The organism is Streptomyces sp. NBC_00080 (genome assembly GCF_045041255.1).
GTDB lineage: Bacteria > Actinomycetota > Actinomycetes > Streptomycetales > Streptomycetaceae > Streptomyces > Streptomyces coriariae.
Genome location: NZ_CP108235.1, coordinates 3,884,730 through 3,903,407, shown reverse-complemented (window position 1 = coordinate 3,903,407; position 18,678 = coordinate 3,884,730). Strand labels below are relative to the sequence as shown.

The window sequence follows — 18,678 nt, the reverse complement described above, 5'->3', positions numbered from 1 at the left end:
TACTGTTGTGTGCATACGTAACCCGACCGACCTGAGTGACGGAGAGCGCAGGCCCCCCATGGTGCAGATCAAGAGCCCCGAGCAGATCGCCAAGATGCGTGAGGCGGGGCTGGTCGTCGCCGCCATCCACGCGGCCACGCGCGAAGCGGCGGTGCCGGGGGCGACGACGAAGGACCTGGACGACGTCGCCCGCAAGGTCCTGGCGGAGAACGGCGCGAAGTCGAACTTCCTCGGCTACGGCGGCTTCCCCGCGACGATCTGCACCTCGGTGAACGACGTGGTGGTGCACGGCATCCCCTCCGACGAGGTCGTCCTCAAGGACGGCGACATCATCTCCATCGACTGCGGCGCGATCGTCGACGGCTGGCACGGTGACGCGGCGTACACGGCGTTCGTCGGCTCGGGGCACGCTCCGGAGCTGGTCGAGCTCTCCCGGGTCACCGAGGAGTCGATGTGGGCCGGCATCGCCGCCATGAAGACGGGCGGCCGGCTGGTCGACGTGTCCCGCGCGATCGAGACGTACATCCGGCGTCAGCCGAAGCCGGGCGGCGGGCGCTACGGCATCGTCGAGGACTACGGCGGCCACGGCATCGGCACCGAGATGCACATGGACCCCCATCTGCTGAACTACGTCGACCGCCGGCGGGGCAAGGGGCCGAAGCTGGTTCCCGGCTTCTGCCTGGCCATCGAGCCGATGGTGTCCCTGGGCACCCCGCGGACCGAGGTCCTCGAGGACGACTGGACGGTCATCACCACCGACGGGACGTGGTCCTCGCACTGGGAGCACTCGGTCGCGTTGACGGAGGCGGGGCCGTTGGTGCTGACGGCTGTAGACGGTGGTAAGGCGAAGCTGGCGGAGCACGGCGTCGTGGCGGCACCGGACCCGCTGGGCTGAGGGTTCCCCTCCCGGGGCGCGCTGTGGGGTTCCTCGCCCCCGTCGCCCCTTCCCTTCCCGTCCCTGGGGGCTCTGCCCCCAGACCCCCCTTTCGGCCTGGACGGCCTCGTCCTCAAACGCCGGACGGGCTGAGATGGCGGTTGGGGTGAGACGTCCTGCGCACGCCGGACCGGACGGGTGCTTCGCTTAAGGATCTCCTCTGTGGGGCAGACTTCCGGATTCGTGTTTCCGGGGGGCCTGACGTAGACTGACTCGTCGGCTCTCGTGCACCCGCATGTCTGCATGCACCCTTAGGGGAAACGCAGGGGAGTCGATCAAGGTAGTCGATTCGAAGGGCGAAGCGTGGCCAAGAAGCAAGGTGCCATCGAGATCGAGGGCACTGTCGTCGAGTCTCTTCCGAACGCCATGTTCAAGGTCGAGCTCCAGAACGGCCACCAGGTCCTGGCGCACATCAGCGGCAAGATGCGTATGCACTACATCCGTATCCTCCCTGACGACCGGGTCGTGGTGGAGTTGTCTCCGTACGACCTGACGCGTGGCCGGATCGTCTACCGCTACAAGTAGATCTTGCCCAGGTCTTCGTGCGCCCGGTCGGGCGTTCGGGGCTGTCGGCAACTGACCCGGAGAACCTCACCCAATGAAGGTCAAGCCGAGCGTCAAGAAGATCTGCGACAAGTGCAGGGTGATCCGCCGTCACGGTCGGGTCATGGTCATTTGCGAGAACCCGCGCCACAAGCAGCGCCAGGGCTGATCGCTTACAGATCACACCCTCTGCATCGATATCGCAGAGACTTCGCGCGACGCGAGCTGAATTTGTTCATACGCAGATCCCAGGCGGGTTCTCCCGCCTGATACCCCCGGCTCGGAGGCCGGGGACCCATTCGTACCTAATCCTCCATCGCTCATCGAGCGACAGGAGGAGGCCGGCGGATGGGAGTCGGTTCTGCGGAAGACCTCCGAAGATCAACTGGAGCCATTGAATGGCACGCGTTTCCGGTGTCGACATCCCGCGCGAAAAGCGTGTGGAGGTCGCCCTCACCTACGTGTTCGGCATCGGCCGGACCCTCTCCCAGGAGACGCTGGCAGCGACCGGCGTCGACCCGAACACCCGCGTTCGCGACCTCTCCGAGGAGCAGCTCGTCGCGATCCGCGAGTACGTGGACGCCAACATCAAGACCGAGGGTGACCTTCGTCGCGAGATCCAGGCCGACATCCGCCGCAAGGTCGAGATCGGTTGCTACCAGGGTCTCCGTCACCGTCGTGGTCTGCCTGTCCGCGGTCAGCGCACCAGCACGAACGCTCGTACCCGCAAGGGCCCGCGTCGCGCCATCGCCGGCAAGAAGAAGCCGGGCAAGAAGTAGTCCTCAGCGGGACAACGCTTCATCAGCGGTCTTCGCTGTAGGACCGACCACCTCCCCGTAGGAGTTTGTAGATGCCCCCCAAGGGTCGTCAGGGCGCTGCCAAGAAGGTGCGCCGCAAGGAAAAGAAGAACGTCGCGCACGGCCAGGCGCACATCAAGAGCACGTTCAACAACACGATCGTGTCCATCACGGACCCGGCCGGAAACGTGATCTCGTGGGCCTCCGCCGGCCACGTCGGTTTCAAGGGCTCGCGCAAGTCCACGCCGTTCGCCGCGCAGATGGCCGCCGAGTCGGCTGCCCGTCGCGCGCAGGAGCACGGCATGCGCAAGGTCGACGTCTTCGTCAAGGGCCCGGGCGCCGGTCGTGAGACCGCCATCCGCTCCCTGCAGGCGACGGGCCTCGAGGTCGGCTCCATCCAGGACGTCACCCCGACCCCGCACAACGGCTGCCGTCCGCCCAAGCGTCGCCGCGTCTGACGCACGGTTGTCTCAGGTCTGACCGGGGTCCGGGCGGTACGTCTCCTCGGAGGCGTGCCGCCCGTACCCTTGCATTAACAGCAGGACGTCAAATAGCGGGCGTCCATGACTGAAGGATCGCAACATGCTGATTGCTCAGCGTCCCTCGTTGACCGAAGAGGTCGTCGACGAGTTCCGCTCCCGGTTCGTGATCGAGCCGCTGGAGCCGGGCTTCGGTTACACCCTCGGAAACTCCCTGCGCCGGACGCTTCTGTCCTCGATCCCGGGTGCGGCGGTCACGTCCATCCGTATCGACGGCGTGCTGCACGAGTTCACCACCGTGCCGGGCGTCAAGGAGGACGTCACCGACCTGATCCTCAACATCAAGCAGCTGGTCGTCTCCTCGGAGCACGACGAGCCGGTCGTGATGTACCTGCGCAAGCAGGGCCCGGGTCTGGTCACCGCCGCCGACATCGCGCCCCCGGCCGGTGTCGAGGTGCACAACCCCGACCTCGTCCTCGCCACGCTCAACGGCAAGGGCAAGCTGGAGATGGAGCTGACCGTCGAGCGCGGTCGCGGTTACGTCTCCGCGGTGCAGAACAAGCAGCTCGGTCAGGAGATCGGGCGCGTCCCGGTCGACTCGATCTACTCGCCGGTTCTCAAGGTCACGTACAAGGTCGAGGCCACGCGTGTCGAGCAGCGCACCGACTTCGACAAGCTGATCGTCGACGTCGAGACCAAGCAGGCGATGCGTCCCCGTGACGCCATGGCCTCCGCCGGTAAGACGCTGGTCGAGCTGTTCGGTCTCGCCCGCGAGCTGAACATCGACGCCGAGGGCATCGACATGGGCCCGTCCCCCACGGACGCCGCCCTTGCCGCTGATCTCGCCCTGCCGATCGAGGAGCTCGAGCTCACCGTCCGGTCGTACAACTGCCTCAAGCGTGAGGGCATCCACTCCGTGGGTGAGCTCGTCGCCCGCTCCGAGGCCGACCTCCTGGACATCCGCAACTTCGGTGCGAAGTCCATCGACGAGGTCAAGGCGAAGCTGGCCGGCATGGGCCTCGCGCTCAAGGACAGCCCGCCCGGATTCGACCCCACCGCCGCTGCGGACGCGTTCGGCGCGGACGACGACGCGGATGCGGGTTTCGTGGAGACCGAGCAGTACTAGTCGCTCCGCGAATCGGCCGGATTTCGGCTGCGGGACCGTCGTGGCTGGTCGCGCAGTTCCCCGTGCCTCTTCCAGACCCCCTCGGGGGTCTGGATCTCCGACGGGCGATCGCCCGCTCGGACACTGACCCCGGTACCTGATACGGCCGGGGCAGACACTTAGGAGAAAGACCATGCCGAAGCCCACCAAGGGTGCCCGTCTGGGCGGCAGTGCCGCGCACGAGAAGCTGCTCCTCGCGAACCTCGCGAAGTCGCTGTTCGAGCACGGCCGCATCACCACCACCGAGGCGAAGGCGCGCAAGCTGCGTCCGTACGCCGAGCGTCTGGTCACCAAGGCGAAGAAGGGCGACCTTCACAACCGTCGTCAGGTGCTCCAGGTGATCACGGACAAGAGCATCGTGCACACGCTCTTCACCGAGATCGGCCCGCGCTACGAGAACCGCCCGGGTGGCTACACCCGCATCACCAAGATCGGTAACCGTCGTGGCGACAACGCGCCCATGGCTGTCATCGAGCTGGTCGAGGCGCTGACCGTCGCGCAGCAGGCCACGGGTGAGGCCGAGGCCGCCACCAAGCGTGCGGTCAAGGAAGACAGCCTCAAGAAGGACGAGGCCGTCGAGGACGCCAAGCCGGCCGACGAGGCTGCGGCCGAGGAGTCCAAGGACGCCTGAGGCATCGCCTCGCAGTGGACGGGTCTGCCCTTCGGGGCGGGCCCGTTCCGCGTTTCCGGAGGCGCCGCCGGAGGCGTCTTCGAAGGTCGCAGGCTTGAGAGGATCCAGGAGTGAGTGACGAAGTACAGCCCGGGTTCGTACGGGTGCGGATGGACCTCTCGTACGACGGGAGCGGGTTCTCCGGGTGGGCCAAGCAGGCCGGCGGGCGGCGGACCGTGCAGGGGGAGATCGAGGACGCCCTGCGGACCGTGACCCGGTCGGGGGAGACCATGTACGAGCTGACCGTGGCCGGGCGGACGGACGCCGGTGTGCACGCGCGCGGGCAGGTGGCGCACGTCGACCTGCCGGAGGAGTTGTGGGCCGAGCACCGGGAGAAGCTGCTCAAGCGGCTCGCCGGGCGGCTCGCCAAGGATGTGCGGATCTGGTCCCTGGCGGAGGCGCCCGCCGGGTTCAACGCGCGGTTCTCGGCGATCTGGCGGCGCTACGCGTACCGGGTCACCGACAACCCGGGTGGTGTCGACCCCCTGCTGCGCAGCCACGTCCTCTGGCACGACTGGCCGCTCGACGTCGACGCCATGAACGAGGCCGCCCGGCGGCTGCTCGGCGAGCACGACTTCGCCGCCTACTGCAAGCGGCGGGAGGGGGCGACGACCATTCGTACGCTCCAGGAGCTGAGCCTGGTGCGCGGCGAGGACGGGGTGGTCACCGCGACCGTCCGGGCCGACGCCTTCTGCCACAACATGGTGCGTTCGCTGATCGGGGCGCTGCTGTTCGTCGGCGACGGGCACCGGGGGCCGGAGTGGCCCGGGAAGGTGCTGGCCGCGGGCGTGCGGGACTCGGCCGTGCATGTCGTACGGCCGCACGGGCTGACGCTGGAGGAGGTCGGCTACCCGGCCGACGAGCTGCTTGCCGCACGCAACAAGGAGGCGCGCAACAGGCGGACGCTGCCCGGGGCCGGGTGCTGCTGACCTGCCGGCCCCGCGTCGGCGTCCGCGGTCAGTTCGCGGCCGCAGCGGACGCCTGGGCCTCGCCGCGCTGGCGGATCCGCTGGAAGGTGAACTCCGCGAGGTCGTCGCCCGCGGCGAAGACGGCCGTGTCCTTCGTGGTCACGTCCTTGCCGTCCGTGAAGCCGGTGATGGTGAAGTAGGCGTACCGGCCGTAGGAGTTGGTCGTCGAGCGGCAGATCGCGCCGTCGCAGAAGGTCTTGACGTCCCCGCCGGTGAGGGCCTTGACGATGCTCTGCTTGTCGGCCTGGCTCTTGACCTTGAGGGCCTGCGCCTCGGTGTCGAAGACCGCCACACCGACCGTGACCGCGATGTTGCCCTTGGTGTAGGTGATGCGCATGAGGCGGGTGCAGTCATTGGCGGTGAGCACCTTGGGCAGGGTGCCCTGGACACCCGTGGTGCAGGTGGTGCTGTCGGCCTTGGGGCCCTTCTTGTACACGGCCGAGCCCATGGTCAGCTGGGTGCCGGGGAAGAGCAGGTCGGGCCCGTTGGGGGCGGTGTCCTTGGCCTTGCTGGCGACGAACTCCTTCGGGTCCAGCGGAGGCGGTGCGCTGGTCGGTGCGAAGGAGGGCGTGGTGGACGCGCTCGGCAGGTCGGTCGCGGGCAGCGAGGAAGTCGGCTTGTTCGCCTCGTCGCTGCCGTTCGCCGACACCACGGCCATGGCCACGGCGGTGCCGATGGCGAGCGTGGCGAGCGCGCCGCCGCCTATGAAGAACAGCCGACGGCGTTTGTTGCGCGTCTCGGACGCCTCCGCGAGCGCTGCCCAGTCCGGGGTCCGGCCGTCATCGCCGCTGGTCCACGGCTGCTGGGAGTTCGGTTTCCACGGATCCCACTGGGACTGAGGTCCCCCCTGCCCATAGCTCATGGGCCGCATCTTAGACGGGGAGCGGGGGATGCTGTTCCGCCTCAACCGGCGCTGAAGTCCCCGGTGTTCCCGGTGCGAGTGCGGGCAAACGTGACATCTCCGGGTGGTTGGTGCGGCATATTCGCAGGCCGGGACCTGTAGTGTGGCGCAGGCCACTCCGGGAGGGGGTTTCCGACGGCGGGTTCCGGTCAGGCTGACATGCTCACGTGTGATCGGATGGCAGGCCCGTTTTGACCCGGCCCCCGAGACGCGGGTATCCTGCATCTTCGTTGTGTATTGGCTTGCTCTTCTCACGGGACGGGCCCTTACACCGGTCCACCGGGCCGATGACCAGCGACCAGCACGCGGTTTGCGTCACCGCAGTGCGGTCTGGGCTGTCGTGATCGTCTTCGGTGACCTTGTCAGGACCAATTCACTGAAGAAGCGAAGGCTACGAACCGTGCGTACGTACAGCCCCAAGCCCGGCGATGTGACGCGCCAGTGGCACGTCATCGACGCTCAGGACATCGTCCTGGGCCGTCTCGCCACCACTGCCGCGTCCCTCCTCCGGGGCAAGCACAAGCCGATCTACGCGCCCCACGTCGACACCGGTGACTTCGTCATCATCATCAACGCCGACAAGGTGCACCTCTCCGGCAACAAGCGGACCCAGAAGATGGCGTACCGCCACTCCGGGTACCCGGGCGGTCTGCGCTCCGTGCGCTACGACGACCTCCTCGCGAACAACCCCGAGAAGGCCGTCGAGAAGGCCGTCAAGGGCATGCTCCCCAAGAACACGCTGGGCCGTCAGATGCTGTCGAAGCTGAAGGTCTACAAGGGTGACGTGCACCCGCACGCGGCTCAGCAGCCCGTGCCGTTCGAGATCACCCAGGTCGCGCAGTAATTCCGGCCACACCCCTAGCTGAAAAGAACTGAGGAGAACCGTGGCCGAGACCACTGCCGAGCAGCCGCTCGAAGAGACCGAGCTCGTCGACATCGACAGCTACACCACCGAGTCCGAGGTCCCCGTCGAGGGTGAGTACACCTCGGAGTCCCTCGCCTCCCGCTTCGGCGAGCCCCAGCCGGCCGCCGGCCTGGGTCGCCGCAAGAACGCCATCGCCCGCGTCCGGATCGTTCCGGGCACCGGCAAGTGGAAGATCAACGGTCGCACCCTCGAGGACTACTTCCCGAACAAGGTGCACCAGCAGGAAGTCAACGAGCCCTTCAAGGTGCTCGAGCTCGAAGGCCGCTACGACGTCATCGCCCGTATCTCGGGTGGCGGCGTCTCCGGTCAGGCCGGTGCGCTCCGTCTCGGTGTCGCCCGCGCACTGAACGAGGCCGACGTCGACAACAACCGTGGCGCCCTCAAGAAGGCCGGCTTCCTCACGCGTGACGACCGTGCGGTCGAGCGCAAGAAGGCCGGTCTCAAGAAGGCCCGCAAGGCCCCGCAGTACAGCAAGCGCTAAGCTTCGCTGCCTGCTCGTACGTATTCCGGGTCGGACCCGTGCGGTTCGCTCGTACGTACTCCGAACGCCCCGGCGGCACGCCACAGTGTCGCCGGGGCGTTCGTTTTCTCGCAGCCGTGGGCGTATAACGGCACAAGGTGCTCAAAGGCTTGTGTGATCGGATGTTCAGGGCATCCAATGCCTGGATGCGGAGCCGCCGTCGACCGACTGATCGGTCGATCGTCCGACGCACCCGCACGGCTTTTGAAACTGACGCTTCCTCAGGAGGACAAGTGGGACGACTCTTCGGCACGGACGGCGTGCGCGGTGTCGCCAACGCGGATCTGACGGCGGAGATGGCGCTCGGCCTGTCCGTCGCGGCGGCGCATGTGCTGGCCGAGGCGGGCACGTTCGAGGGCCACCGGCCGGTGGCAGTCGTCGGACGGGACCCGCGCGCGTCCGGGGAGTTCCTGGAGGCCGCCGTGGTGGCCGGTCTGGCGAGCGCCGGCGTGGACGTGCTGAAGGTCGGCGTGCTGCCGACACCCGCGGTCGCCTATCTCACCGGTGTGCTGGGCGCGGACCTCGGCGTGATGCTCTCCGCCAGCCACAACGCCATGCCCGACAACGGCATCAAGTTCTTCGCCCGCGGCGGCCACAAGCTGGCCGACGAGCTCGAGGGCAGGATCGAGTCCGTCTATGAGGAGCACCGCACCGGCGCGCCCTGGAGCCGGCCCACCGGCAGCGGCGTCGGCCGCGTGCGGACGTACGACGAAGGCTTCGACCGCTACGTCGCGCACCTCATCGCCGTGCTTCCCAACCGGCTGGACGGGCTGAAGATCGTCCTCGACGAGGCGCACGGCGCTGCCGCCCGGGTGTCGCCGGAGGCGTTCACGCGGGCCGGCGCGGAGATCGTGACCATCGGGGCCGAGCCGGACGGCCTCAACATCAACGACGGGTGCGGGTCCACGCATCTGGACAAGCTGAAGGCCGCGGTCATCGAGCACGGGGCCGCCTTCGGCATCGCGCACGACGGAGACGCCGACCGGTGCCTGGCCGTGGACCACACGGGTGACGAGGTCGACGGCGACCAGATTCTCGCCGTGCTCGCGCTGGCCATGCGGGAGCACGGGGCGCTGCGGTCCGACACCGTTGTCGCGACCGTCATGTCCAACCTCGGCTTCAAGCTGGCCATGGAGCGGGAGGGGATCCAGCTCGTGCAGGCCGCCGTCGGCGACCGGTATGTGCTGGAGGAGATGAAGGAGCACGGGTACGCCCTCGGGGGCGAGCAGTCCGGGCACGTGATCATCCTCGACCACGCGACGACCGGTGACGGGACGCTGACGGGGCTGATGCTGGCGGCTCGGGTCGCCGAGAGCGGTCGTTCGCTGCGGGAGCTGGCCTCGGTGATGGAGCGGTTGCCGCAGGTGCTGATCAATGTGCCGGACGTCGACAGGTCGCGGGTGGGGGACTCTGCCGAGCTGGCGACTGCCGTCGGGGAGGCGGAGCGGGAACTCGGGTCCACCGGGCGGGTGTTGCTGCGGCCGTCCGGGACCGAGCCGCTCGTGCGGGTGATGGTCGAGGCCGCGGACATCGACCAGGCTCGGTCCGTTGCCGGGCGGCTGGCCGATGTCGTGAAGTCGACGCTGGGTTAGGCGGCGGGGCCGGTCTTTCGGGCGGGTTCGGGGTGGGGGTTCTGTGTGTTGCGGGCTGCGGCTGCGTCGTGGCTTGTCGCGCAGTTCCCCGCGCCCCTGAAGGCTCTGTGGCTGGGCGGTGTCGACTCGTCCCGTCGGGCCTCTGAAGGCCTTGTGGCTGGGCGGTGTCGACTTGTTCCGTCGGGCTTCTGGTAGCAGGGGCTCGCGCTAGTCCGCGTTGGCCTGTTGGCGTTGTCTGGCCCAGAGGTACTTCTGGGCCAGCAGGGTCAGGGTGCCGGCCAGGATGATGCCCAGGAGGTTCAGCAGGAGTTGTTCTGTCGAGCCCCGGGTTTGTGTCATGTCGCCGTAGCTGAGGGCCACGGCGGCGTTGGCGGCTGCCGGGACCGTCGTGACCGAGATGGCCACGCCCACCAGGGCGCCGGACTTCGCCGAGGTCAGGGAGAGGGTGCCGGCGGCGCCCGCCAGGACGGCCACGATGAAGGAGAAGGCGTCGGGGGCGTAGACGAAGCCGGTCTGGGGGCGGTCGGCCTCCAGTTGCTCCTCGCTGAACAGGTCGACCGCGTCCATGAAGAGGCTGAAGCCCACCGTCACCGCCATCGCCACCGCGAAGCCGACCAGCAGGGCGATCAGCGTGCGCAGGGCCAGGCGGGGAGCGCGCTGCACGATCGACGTGCAGACGCCGGCCAGGGGGCCGAACTCCGGGCCCACGGCCATCGCGCCCACGATCAGGACCGCGTTGTCGAGCACCACACCACAGGCCGCGATCATCGTGGCGAGCGTGATGAACGCGAGATAGGTGACGGAGAGCGTCGACTCCTCGTGGGTGGCGTCCGTGAGGTGCTCCCACAGGACCGCGTCGGCGCCCTCGCCCGGCGCCTCCGCCTCGGCATTGTCGGCGCGCAGCGAGAGCGACAGGTCGATGTTCTCCACGGCGATCGAGCCGGTCTCGTCGAGGCCCAACCGCTGTAGTCCGGAGAGGAGTTCGTCGCCGGCTTCGCGTGCCACGTCGCACATCACGACATCGCCGGCCGGGTTGCGGGCCGCCCCCGGCACCACCACGAGGTGGGTGGTGCCGACGGTGCTCTCGATCAGTGCGACCACGTCGTCGGTGCTGCCCGACGGGGTGATCAGGCGCAGGTGCAGCATGGAGGCAGGGTAGCCGTCAGAGTTTTCGCAGGCTCAGCCGCTGCACCTTGTGGTCCTGGCCCTTGCGGACGATCAGGGTGGCCCGGCCCCGGGTGGGCGCGATGTTCTCCACCAGGTTGGGCTTGTTGATGGTGCGCCAGAGGGTGCGGGCGTAGTCGACGGCCTCGTCCTCGGAGACCTGGGTGTACTTCCTGAAGTACGAGTCCGGTTTCTGGAAGGCCGTCTGACGGAGTTTCCGGAACCGGTTGAGGTACCAGCGTTCGATGTCCTCGGCGCTCGCGTCGACGTACACGCTGAAGTCGAAGTAGTCGGCGAGGCCGACGCGGGTGCGGCCGTCCTTGCCGGGCAGGGCGGGCTGAAGGACGTTCAGGCCCTCGACGATGAGGATGTCGGGGCGCCGGACGGTGAGCTTGCGGTCCGGGACGATGTCGTAGATCAGGTGGGAGTAGACGGGCGCGGTGACCTCGCCCTTGCCCGCCTTGATGTCGGCCACGAAGCGGGTCAGCGCGCGGCGGTCGTAGGACTCGGGGAAGCCCTTGCGGGACATCAGGCCGCGGGCCTCCAGCTCCCTGGTGGGGAGCAGGAAGCCGTCCGTGGTGACCAGCTCCACGCGCGGGTGCTCCGGCCAGCGGGACAGCAGGGCCTGCAGGAGCCGGGCGACGGTCGACTTGCCGACCGCCACCGAGCCCGCGACGCCTATCACGAACGGGGTGCCGGACTGGGAGCCCTGTTCGCCGAGGAAGGTGTTCAGGGCGCCGCGCAGGCCGTCGGTGGCACCCACGTAGAGATTGAGCAGGCGCGAAAGCGGCAGGTAGATGTCACGTACCTCGTCGAGGTCGATGACGTCACCGAGGCCGCGCAGCTTCTCGACCTCCTCGGCGGTCAGCGGCAGCGGAGTCTTCTCGCGCAGCGCGCTCCACTCGGATCGGGTGAGGTCGACGAAGGGAGTCGCCTCCGGCCTGTGCCGGTGGGCGCTCCGGGGCATCGGGGAGACCGGAGAGATCACAGTCCATTGTTAACGGAGTTTGAACAGGATGGTGGGTGGGGTCCGTCACGCCCGGCCGAGGGGGCGTACAGCCGTGGGAATTTCCGAAATCGGGCACGTGGAGGCTCTTTCCGGGCGTGATTCGGTCGTAGGCTGCCGCGCATGTGCGGAATCGTGGGATACGTGGGGTCTCAGTCGGCGCTGGAGGTCGTGATGGCCGGGCTGAGGCGGCTGGAGTACCGGGGCTACGACTCGGCGGGTATCGCCGTGCTGGCGGACGGAGGGCTGGCCGCCGCGAGAAAGGCGGGCAAGCTCGTCAATCTGGAGAAGGAGCTCGCGGCCCGGCCACTGCCGACCGGGACGACGGGTATCGGGCACACCCGGTGGGCCACGCACGGCGGACCGACGGACGCCAACGCGCATCCGCATCTCGACAACGCCGGGCGGGTCGCCGTCGTGCACAACGGGATCATCGAGAACTTCGCCGTACTGCGGGCCGAACTGGCCGAGCGGGGACACGAGCTGTTCTCCGAGACCGACACCGAGGTGGTGGCCCATCTGCTCGCCGAGGAGTTCTCGGTGACGGCCGACCTCGCCGAGGCCATGCGGCTGGTGTGCCGGCGGCTGGAGGGGGCGTTCACGCTGGTCGCGGCACATGCCGACGAGCCGGACGTGGTGGTCGGCGCGCGACGGAACTCGCCGCTCGTGGTGGGTGTCGGGGAGGGCGAGGCCTTTCTCGCCTCGGACGTCGCCGCGTTCATCGCGCACACCCGGTCGGCGATCGAGCTGGGGCAGGACCAGGTCGTCGAGCTGCGCCGGGACGGTGTGACGGTGACCGGCTTCGACGGGCGCCCGGCGGACGTCCGGTCGTACCACGTGGACTGGGACGCGTCGGCCGCGGAGAAGGGCGGCTACGACTACTTCATGCTCAAGGAGATCGCCGAGCAGCCCAAGGCCGTCGCCGACACCCTGCTCGGCCGCATCGACGCCTCCGGCGCGCTGTCGCTCGACGAGGTGCGGATCCCGGCCTCCGAGCTGCGGGAGGTCGACAAGGTCGTCATCGTCGCGTGCGGTACCGCCTTCCACGCGGGCCTGATCGCCAAGTACGCCATCGAGCACTGGACGCGGATCCCGTGCGAGGTGGAGCTGGCCAGCGAGTTCCGCTACCGGGACCCGATCCTCGACTCGCGGTCCCTGGTCATCGCCATCTCCCAGTCCGGGGAGACGATGGACACGCTCATGGCGCTGCGGCACGCGCGGGAGCAGGGGTCCAAGGTGCTGGCGATCTGCAACACCAACGGGTCGACGATCCCCCGGGAGTCGGACGCGGTGCTGTACACGCATGCCGGGCCGGAGGTGGCCGTCGCCTCGACCAAGGCGTTCCTGACGCAGTTGGTGGCCTGCTATCTCGTCGCGCTGTATCTGGGCCAGGTGCGCGGCACCAAGTGGGGTGACGAGATCCGGGCCGTCATCCGGGATCTCGCGCAGATCTCCGGTGCGGTCGAGCGGGTGCTGGAGACGATGGGGCCGGTGCGGGAGCTGGCGCGGTCCCTCGCCCACAAGGACACCGTGCTGTTCCTCGGGCGGCACGTCGGGTATCCCGTCGCGCTGGAGGGCGCGCTGAAGCTGAAGGAGCTCGCCTACATGCACGCGGAGGGGTTCGCCGCGGGTGAGCTGAAGCACGGGCCGATCGCGCTCATCGAGGAGGATCTGCCGGTCGTCGTGGTGGTGCCGTCGCCGCGGGGGCGGTCCGTCCTGCACGACAAGATCGTGTCCAACATCCAGGAGATCCGGGCCCGGGGGGCGCGGACGATCGTGATCGCGGAGGAGGGGGACGAGACGGTGGTGCCGTACGCCGACCATCTCGTGCGGATCCCGGTCACGCCGGTGCTGTTGTCGCCGTTGGTCGCGACGGTGCCGTTGCAGGTGTTCGCGTGTGAGCTGGCGACGGCGCGGGGCAACGAGGTGGATCAGCCGCGGAACCTGGCGAAGTCGGTGACGGTGGAGTGAGGCGGTTTTGAGCGGGAGCGCCTGAGGGGGGGGTGGGGGTTCTCGCCGCGCGGGTGCGGGTGCGCCGTGGCTGGTCGCGCCCACGCGGCGGCGCCGCAGATCGACAGGGCCCCGCGCCCTGGGGGCGGGGACCGTCCGCGACGGCTCCCGCCCCCAGGGGCGCTTGTCAGCTCCGGACGCGTTGTCTTCTGGCCGCGTAGATCTTCCAGGTGGCGAAGGCGAGGGGGAGTTCCAGGATCCAGATGCCGACCACCGCGTCCCACTCCGGAGCGGTCGCCGAGGCCTCGTCGGCCGTGATGATCCCGCACAGCAGGCCCCATGCCGCCGCGAGCAGGCCGATCAGCCAGAGCGCGATGGTCCAGCCCACCGTGGAGCGGCCGTTGCCGGCGGACCGCGGGCCGGAGGTGCGCTTGCGCGGCTGGGGGATGTGGTCGGGCTCGCGGGCGGGCATCCGTACCACTGCCCCGGCGGGCACGGCCGCGTCCAGCGCGGCGATGCGTTCCGGTGTCACCCCTCGGTACAGGGTGGGCTCCACGGTGACCGAGAAGCCGTCATGGCCGGTCAGGGTGCGGGCACCGTCGGGGCGGGCGGTCATCGCCGAGCAGGCGTCGTAGCGGACGGTGACCGGGCCCCTCGGGGTCAGCAGGCTCACCCCCTCGGCGCCGATGACCAGGGTGACCTCCTCGTTCTCCAGGGACTGGTGGCGGGTGCCGGTCAGGGCGGCCTGCGAGTGCTGCGGGGCGAGGGTGAGGCCCGCCCAGTCGACGCCCCGGCCCGGCACCTGGAGGAGCGCGTTGTCCCAGGCCTCCCGGGCGACCTCGCGCAGGTCGTCCGTGGTCACCGCGTTCAGCTCGGACCGGTGCTGCTCGGGGGTGAGGATCCGGTGCCCGAGCAGCAGGCTCAGCGCGTACGAGGGGAGCGCGGCCGCCGCGAGGTCGGGGGTGTCGTACATCTTGAGGAGCTTGGCGCGGGCGGAGTCCAGTTCGGCCTGCTCGATGCGGCCCGCGCGCAGCCGGGCGAGGGTGTCGACGAAGCCGCCGACGACCGCGTCCTGCTTCTGCGGGAGGGAGTCCGCGTACGCGGTGAGGGTGGCGAAGTCGGCGTCGCGCGGGGTGTAGTCGGCCTCCGCGGAGTAGGAGTAGCCGCCCTCCTGGCGCAGGTCCTGGAACAGGGCCCGGCCGAGGACGTCCGCGAAGACGCTGGCCGCGGTGGAGCGGCGGAGCACCGAGGTGAGGACGACATGGCCGTCGTCGCCGCTGATGAACGCGGGGGTCCTGGGCAGTGCGCCGGTCGCGGCGGGAGCGGGGAAGCGGGTGCCCTGGGGAAGGGTGAGGTCCAGGCCGTCGGGGACCCGGTCGCTGGTGATCCACAGCACCGCGTTGTCCCTGGTGAAGCGGGTCTCGGCCCAGTGGCGCACCTGGTCCGGGGTCAGGCTCCAGGTGCCGAGCTCGTTGTAGCTGGACAGGCCGTAGCCCTGGGCGCCGTACCGCCACAGCGGCATCTGGTGCTGGGGGCCGCTGCCCCGGCCGGCCGCCTCGGTGCGCAGGATCTCCTTCTCGGTCTCCAGCCGCTCCATCGGCAGGTCCCGCAGTCCCGCGCACACGCTGTTGAGGTACTTGACGACCTCCTCCTCGCTGCCGGTGACGTGGAAGAGCGTGTACGCGTTCGCCGTCGCGCCGTTGTAGTGCAGATCGGACAGGCCGAGGCGGTGCAGGGCGAGGTGTTCGACGAGGTGGGTGAGGCCGGCGGTGGCCAGGGTCTCGTCGGCGCGGCCCACCCGGAAGAAGAGGCCGGCGGTGATCTCGTTGCCGGAGGCGGGGGCGTAGAGGGTGGGGATGTGCTGGGTGGTGGTGTGCGAGACGAGGCCGGCGAGGGCGGCGAGATCGGCGCGGTCGTCGTGCTCGTGCAGGTCGGTGCTCATCGGTTGCCGCCTCCTCGGGATTCCAGCGCGGCCTTGCGGGACTTGAGGAACGAGGACTTCTTGTCGGGCACGTAGTGCCACGGGGACTCGGTCGCGCGGTCGCCGATGAAGGCGAAGTGCGGGGCCGCGTACTCCCAGTGGTTGCCGAGCGAGAAGGCGAACGCGAACGCGTTGTGCGCGCCGAGCGAGTTCCAGTCGGGCCGGTGGGCCGGGTGCAGCACGGAGACCTGGGCGGCGTTGCGCAGGTCGTCGCGGACCGACAGGCCCCGCATGTAGGCCGCGTCCTCGCCGCTGTCCAGGTCGAGCCAGCGCTCGATGTGCGCGAGGGCGACCAGGGCGCCGGAGGTCGAGCCGTCGGGGGCCGCGGTCGCGCATTCGCGGGCGAAGCCGTGCGCCGCCTCCCAGGAGCCGCTCCACTTCGGGCACAGCTGCTGGAGCAGCTGGACCTGCGCGTGGTACTGGTGCGGGTGGTGGGCGGACAGGCGGTCGTAGCGGCGGCGCGCCTCGGCCTGTCCCAGCTGGAGGCCGCGCGCGGTCATCAGCCGGGCGGTCCAGGCGGGGGCGTACGAGGGGTGCTCGGCGCAGATCTCGATCAGCAGCTGCTCGGCCCTGCGCAGCCAGTCGTGGAACTGGGTGAACTGGTCCCGTGAGACGTGCTGGGCGCGGGCGCCGCTGCGGATGTCCCAGCCGATGTAGACGTACCGCTCGGCCAGCAGCGTGCGCGGCAGCGGGTCGCCGGGCGATTCCGCCGCCGCCCGCTCCAGGAAGTTCTCGACGCCGGGGATGTCGGCGAGGAGGCCGACGGCGGAGGAGAGCTTGTCGACCGAGTCGAGGCCCGCGAACCAGGCCCGCACCGTAGGCCAGTCTCCGGCCTGCGCGGCGGTGCGCATCGGGATCAGCTCGGGCGTGTTGTCGTACGGGTCGAAGGTCGGTCCCCAACCGCTCGTGGGTCCGCCGCCGGCCATGCCGTTGGTGGTGCTGGTCATTCCTCCGCCCCCTGGCGTCACTGTCCGCGGCACGCGGGCTGGCCCCCCAGGGCGTGCGGCGGTGAAAACCTGCTTCTCGACTGACGTGATCAAGTCGCCGCAGGCTAGCAGCAGGCTGTGACAGCCCGGCCGTAGGGTGCTCGGCATGAGCATCATCGGGGTCGGTATCGACGTGGCCGAGATCGAGCGGTTCGCGGCGTCAATGGAGCGGACGCCCGGCCTGGCCCGGCGGCTCTTCCTGGAGAGCGAGCTGCTGCTGCCGAGCGGGGAGCGGCGGGGTGCCGCTTCGCTGGCGGCCCGGTTCGCCGCGAAGGAGGCTCTCGCCAAGGCGCTGGGGGCGCCGCCCGGGCTGCTGTGGACGGACGCGGAGGTGTACGTCGAGGACAGCGGGCGGCCCCGGCTGCGGGTGCAGGGGAGTGTCGCGGCGCGGGCGGCCGAACTGGGAGTGCGGAGCTGGCACGTGTCGCTGAGTCACGACGCGGGCGTCGCCTCGGCGGTGGTGGTGGCCGAAGGCTGAACCGGAGGGCGCACCGCGGGGGCCGCCGCACGGTGAACCACGGGCGCACCGCAGGATGGGCTGACGGCGTGCGGTGACGGGGGAGTCCGGGGGAGACTCGACCGTATGCGTACTGCCTACCGCGTCGAGACCGTCCGTCGTGCCGAGCGGGAGCTGATGGCCCGGGTTCCGGAAGGGGCCCTCATGCAGCGGGCCGCCGCCGGGCTCGCCGCCGCCTGCGCCGACCTGCTGGGGCGGGTGTACGGGCGGCGGGTCGTGCTGCTGGTCGGCAGCGGCGACAACGGGGGTGACGCCCTGTACGCCGGCGCCCGGCTCGCCCGGCGCGGGGCGGGCGTGACCGCGGTGCTGCTCGCGCCCGAGCGGACCCACGCCGCAGGGCTCGCGGCCCTGCGCCGGGCGGGCGGCCACACGGTCGCGCCGGCCGGCGCCGAAGCCGTCGTCCGGCGGGCCGACCTCGTGCTCGACGGCATCGTCGGGATCGGCGGGAAGGGCGGGCTGCGGCCGGACGCGGCCTCGCTGGCCGCGATCGTCGCCGAGGCCCGGGCCGTCGTCGTCGCCGTCGACCTGCCCAGCGGCGTCGACGCCGACTCCGGCGAGGTGCACGGGAGCGCGATCCGTGCCGACGTCACCGTCACCTTCGGCACGCACAAGCCGGGGCTGCTCGTCGATCCGGCGCGGGAGTACGCCGGGTCGGTGCGGCTTGTCGACATCGGGCTCGGGGGCGAGTTGCCCGCCGAGCCCGAGCTGGCGGCCCTTCAGCACGCGGACGTGGCCGCCCTGCTGCCCGTGCCCGGCGGAGAGAGCGACAAGTACCGGCGGGGCGTCGTCGGGATCGCCGCCGGGTCCGCCCGGTATCCGGGGGCCGCCGTGCTGGCCGTCGCGGGGGCGCTGCGGGGCGGGGCGGGGGCCGTGCGGTACGTGGGGCCGGCCGGGGACGCGGTCGTCGCGCGGTTCCCCGAGACGCTCGTGTCCGACCGGGGGCCCCGGCAGGCCGGGCGGGTGCAGGCCTGGGTCGTCGGGCCGGGCGCCGGGGACGATGCCAAGACGGTGGCGGAGGTGCTGTCCGCCGAGGTGCCGGTGCTGATCGACGCCGACGGGCTCCGGCTCGCGGACGCCGACGCGGTGCGCGGGCGGACCGCGCCGACGCTGATGACACCGCACGCGGGGGAGGCGGCCGCGCTGCTGGGGGTGGCGCGGGAGGAGGTGGAGGCGGCCCGGCTGCGTTCCGCGCGGGAGCTGGCGGCCCGCTATCGGGCGACCGTCCTGCTGAAGGGGTCGACGACGCTGGTCGCGGACGCGGGTGGTGCGGGGGTGGTGCGGGTGAACGCGACCGGGACGGCGTGGCTGGCCACGGCCGGGAGCGGGGATGTGCTGTCGGGGCTTGCCGGGTCGTTGCTGGCGGCGGGGCTGAGTGCGTTGGACGCGGGGAGCGTGGGGGCCTATCTGCACGGGCTGGCGGGGCGGTTCGCCGCGGACGGGGCGCCGGTGGGGGCGCATGAGGTGGCTGCGGCGGTCGCGGGGGCCTGGCGGGATGTGCGGCGGTAGGGGCCGGGTTTTCTCGCCCCCGCCGCCCCTTCCCTCCCTGGGGGGCTGTGCCCCCAGATCCCCCTTTCCCCCTA

At 70.3% G+C, this 18,678-nt stretch carries 19 protein-coding genes; 14 read left to right on the top strand and 5 right to left on the bottom strand.

What is annotated here, in order from left to right; all coding sequences use genetic code 11:
- Positions 1–58 precede the first annotated feature (58 nt).
- The 8 genes from map (at position 59) to truA (ending at position 5,517) form a co-directional block, all read left to right on the top strand.
- Positions 59–895 carry a type I methionyl aminopeptidase gene (gene map / locus OHU34_RS17150; protein ID WP_142265744.1) on the top strand — a complete coding sequence of 279 codons (837 nt, stop codon included), beginning with the start codon at positions 59–61 and terminating at the stop codon, positions 893–895.
- Positions 896–1,237: 342 nt separating this feature from the next.
- A complete protein-coding gene (gene infA / locus OHU34_RS17145; protein WP_003948620.1) occupies positions 1,238–1,459 on the top strand; it encodes a translation initiation factor IF-1 in 222 nt (73 codons plus the stop codon).
- A 73-nt stretch (positions 1,460–1,532) separates the two neighbouring features.
- Positions 1,533–1,646, top strand: a complete 114-nt coding sequence (rpmJ, locus tag OHU34_RS17140) for a 50S ribosomal protein L36 (protein WP_003998809.1) — start codon at positions 1,533–1,535, stop codon at positions 1,644–1,646.
- A 229-nt stretch (positions 1,647–1,875) separates the two neighbouring features.
- The gene (gene rpsM / locus OHU34_RS17135) at positions 1,876–2,256 is read left to right on the top strand and encodes a 30S ribosomal protein S13 (protein ID WP_020132619.1); all 381 of its coding nucleotides are present in this window, start codon (positions 1,876–1,878) and stop codon (positions 2,254–2,256) included.
- 71 nt (positions 2,257–2,327) lie between these two features.
- A complete protein-coding gene (gene rpsK / locus OHU34_RS17130; RefSeq protein WP_010354218.1) occupies positions 2,328–2,732 on the top strand; it encodes a 30S ribosomal protein S11 in 405 nt (134 codons plus the stop codon).
- A gap of 124 nt (positions 2,733–2,856) precedes the next feature.
- Positions 2,857–3,879: a DNA-directed RNA polymerase subunit alpha gene (locus tag OHU34_RS17125; protein ID WP_081553201.1), complete on the top strand. Its 1,023-nt coding sequence runs from the start codon at positions 2,857–2,859 to the stop codon at positions 3,877–3,879.
- Positions 3,880–4,051: 172 nt separating this feature from the next.
- The gene (gene rplQ / locus OHU34_RS17120) at positions 4,052–4,549 is read left to right on the top strand and encodes a 50S ribosomal protein L17 (RefSeq protein WP_020132192.1); all 498 of its coding nucleotides are present in this window, start codon (positions 4,052–4,054) and stop codon (positions 4,547–4,549) included.
- Positions 4,550–4,659: 110 nt separating this feature from the next.
- On the top strand, positions 4,660–5,517 hold the full coding sequence (truA, locus tag OHU34_RS17115) for a tRNA pseudouridine(38-40) synthase TruA (protein WP_405767067.1): 858 nt from the start codon (positions 4,660–4,662) through the stop codon (positions 5,515–5,517).
- Positions 5,518–5,545: 28 nt separating this feature from the next.
- Here the strand turns inward: truA and OHU34_RS17110 are convergent, their stop codons facing one another.
- Complete coding sequence (locus tag OHU34_RS17110) at positions 5,546–6,418, bottom strand: hypothetical protein (RefSeq protein ID WP_142265746.1); 873 nt, start codon at positions 6,416–6,418, stop codon at positions 5,546–5,548.
- Between the two features lie 439 nt (positions 6,419–6,857).
- On the opposite strand from OHU34_RS17110, the gene rplM reads away from it, so the two are divergent.
- From rplM to glmM, 3 genes are all read left to right on the top strand, one after another.
- Complete coding sequence (rplM, locus tag OHU34_RS17105; RefSeq protein WP_020132189.1) at positions 6,858–7,301, top strand: 50S ribosomal protein L13; 444 nt, start codon at positions 6,858–6,860, stop codon at positions 7,299–7,301.
- A gap of 40 nt (positions 7,302–7,341) precedes the next feature.
- Positions 7,342–7,863: a 30S ribosomal protein S9 gene (gene rpsI / locus OHU34_RS17100; protein ID WP_020132188.1), complete on the top strand. Its 522-nt coding sequence runs from the start codon at positions 7,342–7,344 to the stop codon at positions 7,861–7,863.
- A 272-nt stretch (positions 7,864–8,135) separates the two neighbouring features.
- Positions 8,136–9,494 (top strand): phosphoglucosamine mutase, encoded by a 1,359-nt coding sequence (gene glmM, locus OHU34_RS17095; protein ID WP_405767064.1) that lies wholly within the window; start codon positions 8,136–8,138, stop codon positions 9,492–9,494.
- Between the two features lie 207 nt (positions 9,495–9,701).
- On the opposite strand, the gene OHU34_RS17090 is transcribed toward glmM, so the two are convergent.
- Both OHU34_RS17090 and coaA read right to left on the bottom strand, forming a co-directional pair.
- Positions 9,702–10,640, bottom strand: a complete 939-nt coding sequence (locus OHU34_RS17090; RefSeq protein ID WP_405767061.1) for a DUF389 domain-containing protein — start codon at positions 10,638–10,640, stop codon at positions 9,702–9,704.
- Between the two features lie 16 nt (positions 10,641–10,656).
- Entirely contained in the window at positions 10,657–11,625 is a 969-nt protein-coding gene (coaA, locus tag OHU34_RS17085; RefSeq protein WP_200839773.1) for a type I pantothenate kinase, read from the bottom strand.
- A 162-nt stretch (positions 11,626–11,787) separates the two neighbouring features.
- Between coaA and glmS the strand changes: the two genes are divergently transcribed.
- On the top strand, positions 11,788–13,635 hold the full coding sequence (glmS, locus tag OHU34_RS17080) for a glutamine--fructose-6-phosphate transaminase (isomerizing) (RefSeq protein ID WP_142265750.1): 1,848 nt from the start codon (positions 11,788–11,790) through the stop codon (positions 13,633–13,635).
- A gap of 166 nt (positions 13,636–13,801) precedes the next feature.
- Here glmS and OHU34_RS17075 read toward each other — a convergent pair whose 3' ends face one another.
- Both OHU34_RS17075 and OHU34_RS17070 read right to left on the bottom strand, forming a co-directional pair.
- Entirely contained in the window at positions 13,802–15,556 is a 1,755-nt protein-coding gene (locus tag OHU34_RS17075; RefSeq protein WP_142265751.1) for a pitrilysin family protein, read from the bottom strand.
- A complete protein-coding gene (locus tag OHU34_RS17070; protein ID WP_405767058.1) occupies positions 15,553–16,542 on the bottom strand; it encodes a hypothetical protein in 990 nt (329 codons plus the stop codon). Before OHU34_RS17070 ends, OHU34_RS17075 begins: the two co-directional genes overlap by 4 nt.
- A gap of 145 nt (positions 16,543–16,687) precedes the next feature.
- Here OHU34_RS17070 and OHU34_RS17065 point away from each other — a divergent pair, with 145 nt between their 5' ends.
- Together OHU34_RS17065 and OHU34_RS17060 are read left to right on the top strand one after the other, a co-directional pair.
- Positions 16,688–17,059 (top strand): holo-ACP synthase, encoded by a 372-nt coding sequence (locus tag OHU34_RS17065; protein ID WP_142265753.1) that lies wholly within the window; start codon positions 16,688–16,690, stop codon positions 17,057–17,059.
- Between the two features lie 105 nt (positions 17,060–17,164).
- Positions 17,165–18,604 carry an NAD(P)H-hydrate dehydratase gene (locus tag OHU34_RS17060; RefSeq protein ID WP_405767056.1) on the top strand — a complete coding sequence of 480 codons (1,440 nt, stop codon included), beginning with the start codon at positions 17,165–17,167 and terminating at the stop codon, positions 18,602–18,604.
- The last annotated feature ends 74 nt before the right edge of the window (positions 18,605–18,678 follow it).

What these genes read in the sequence shown, in the direction of transcription:
- rpsM (WP_020132619.1), top strand. Translation starts at nt 1,876, where the DNA reads ATGGCACGCGTTTCCGGTGTCGACATCCCGCGCGAAAAGCGTGTGGAG.
- rpmJ (WP_003998809.1), top strand. Translation starts at nt 1,533, where the DNA reads ATGAAGGTCAAGCCGAGCGTCAAGAAGATCTGCGACAAGTGCAGGGTG.
- OHU34_RS17070 (WP_405767058.1), bottom strand. Translation starts at nt 16,542, where the DNA reads ATGACCAGCACCACCAACGGCATGGCCGGCGGCGGACCCACGAGCGGT.
- map (WP_142265744.1), top strand. Translation starts at nt 59, where the DNA reads ATGGTGCAGATCAAGAGCCCCGAGCAGATCGCCAAGATGCGTGAGGCG.
- OHU34_RS17065 (WP_142265753.1), top strand. Translation starts at nt 16,688, where the DNA reads ATGAGCATCATCGGGGTCGGTATCGACGTGGCCGAGATCGAGCGGTTC.
- OHU34_RS17090 (WP_405767061.1), bottom strand. Translation starts at nt 10,640, where the DNA reads ATGCTGCACCTGCGCCTGATCACCCCGTCGGGCAGCACCGACGACGTG.
- OHU34_RS17110 (WP_142265746.1), bottom strand. Translation starts at nt 6,418, where the DNA reads ATGAGCTATGGGCAGGGGGGACCTCAGTCCCAGTGGGATCCGTGGAAA.
- rpsK (WP_010354218.1), top strand. Translation starts at nt 2,328, where the DNA reads ATGCCCCCCAAGGGTCGTCAGGGCGCTGCCAAGAAGGTGCGCCGCAAG.
- rplQ (WP_020132192.1), top strand. Translation starts at nt 4,052, where the DNA reads ATGCCGAAGCCCACCAAGGGTGCCCGTCTGGGCGGCAGTGCCGCGCAC.
- OHU34_RS17125 (WP_081553201.1), top strand. Translation starts at nt 2,857, where the DNA reads ATGCTGATTGCTCAGCGTCCCTCGTTGACCGAAGAGGTCGTCGACGAG.
- OHU34_RS17075 (WP_142265751.1), bottom strand. Translation starts at nt 15,556, where the DNA reads ATGAGCACCGACCTGCACGAGCACGACGACCGCGCCGATCTCGCCGCC.
- glmS (WP_142265750.1), top strand. Translation starts at nt 11,788, where the DNA reads ATGTGCGGAATCGTGGGATACGTGGGGTCTCAGTCGGCGCTGGAGGTC.
- coaA (WP_200839773.1), bottom strand. Translation starts at nt 11,625, where the DNA reads ATGCCCCGGAGCGCCCACCGGCACAGGCCGGAGGCGACTCCCTTCGTC.
- OHU34_RS17060 (WP_405767056.1), top strand. Translation starts at nt 17,165, where the DNA reads ATGCGTACTGCCTACCGCGTCGAGACCGTCCGTCGTGCCGAGCGGGAG.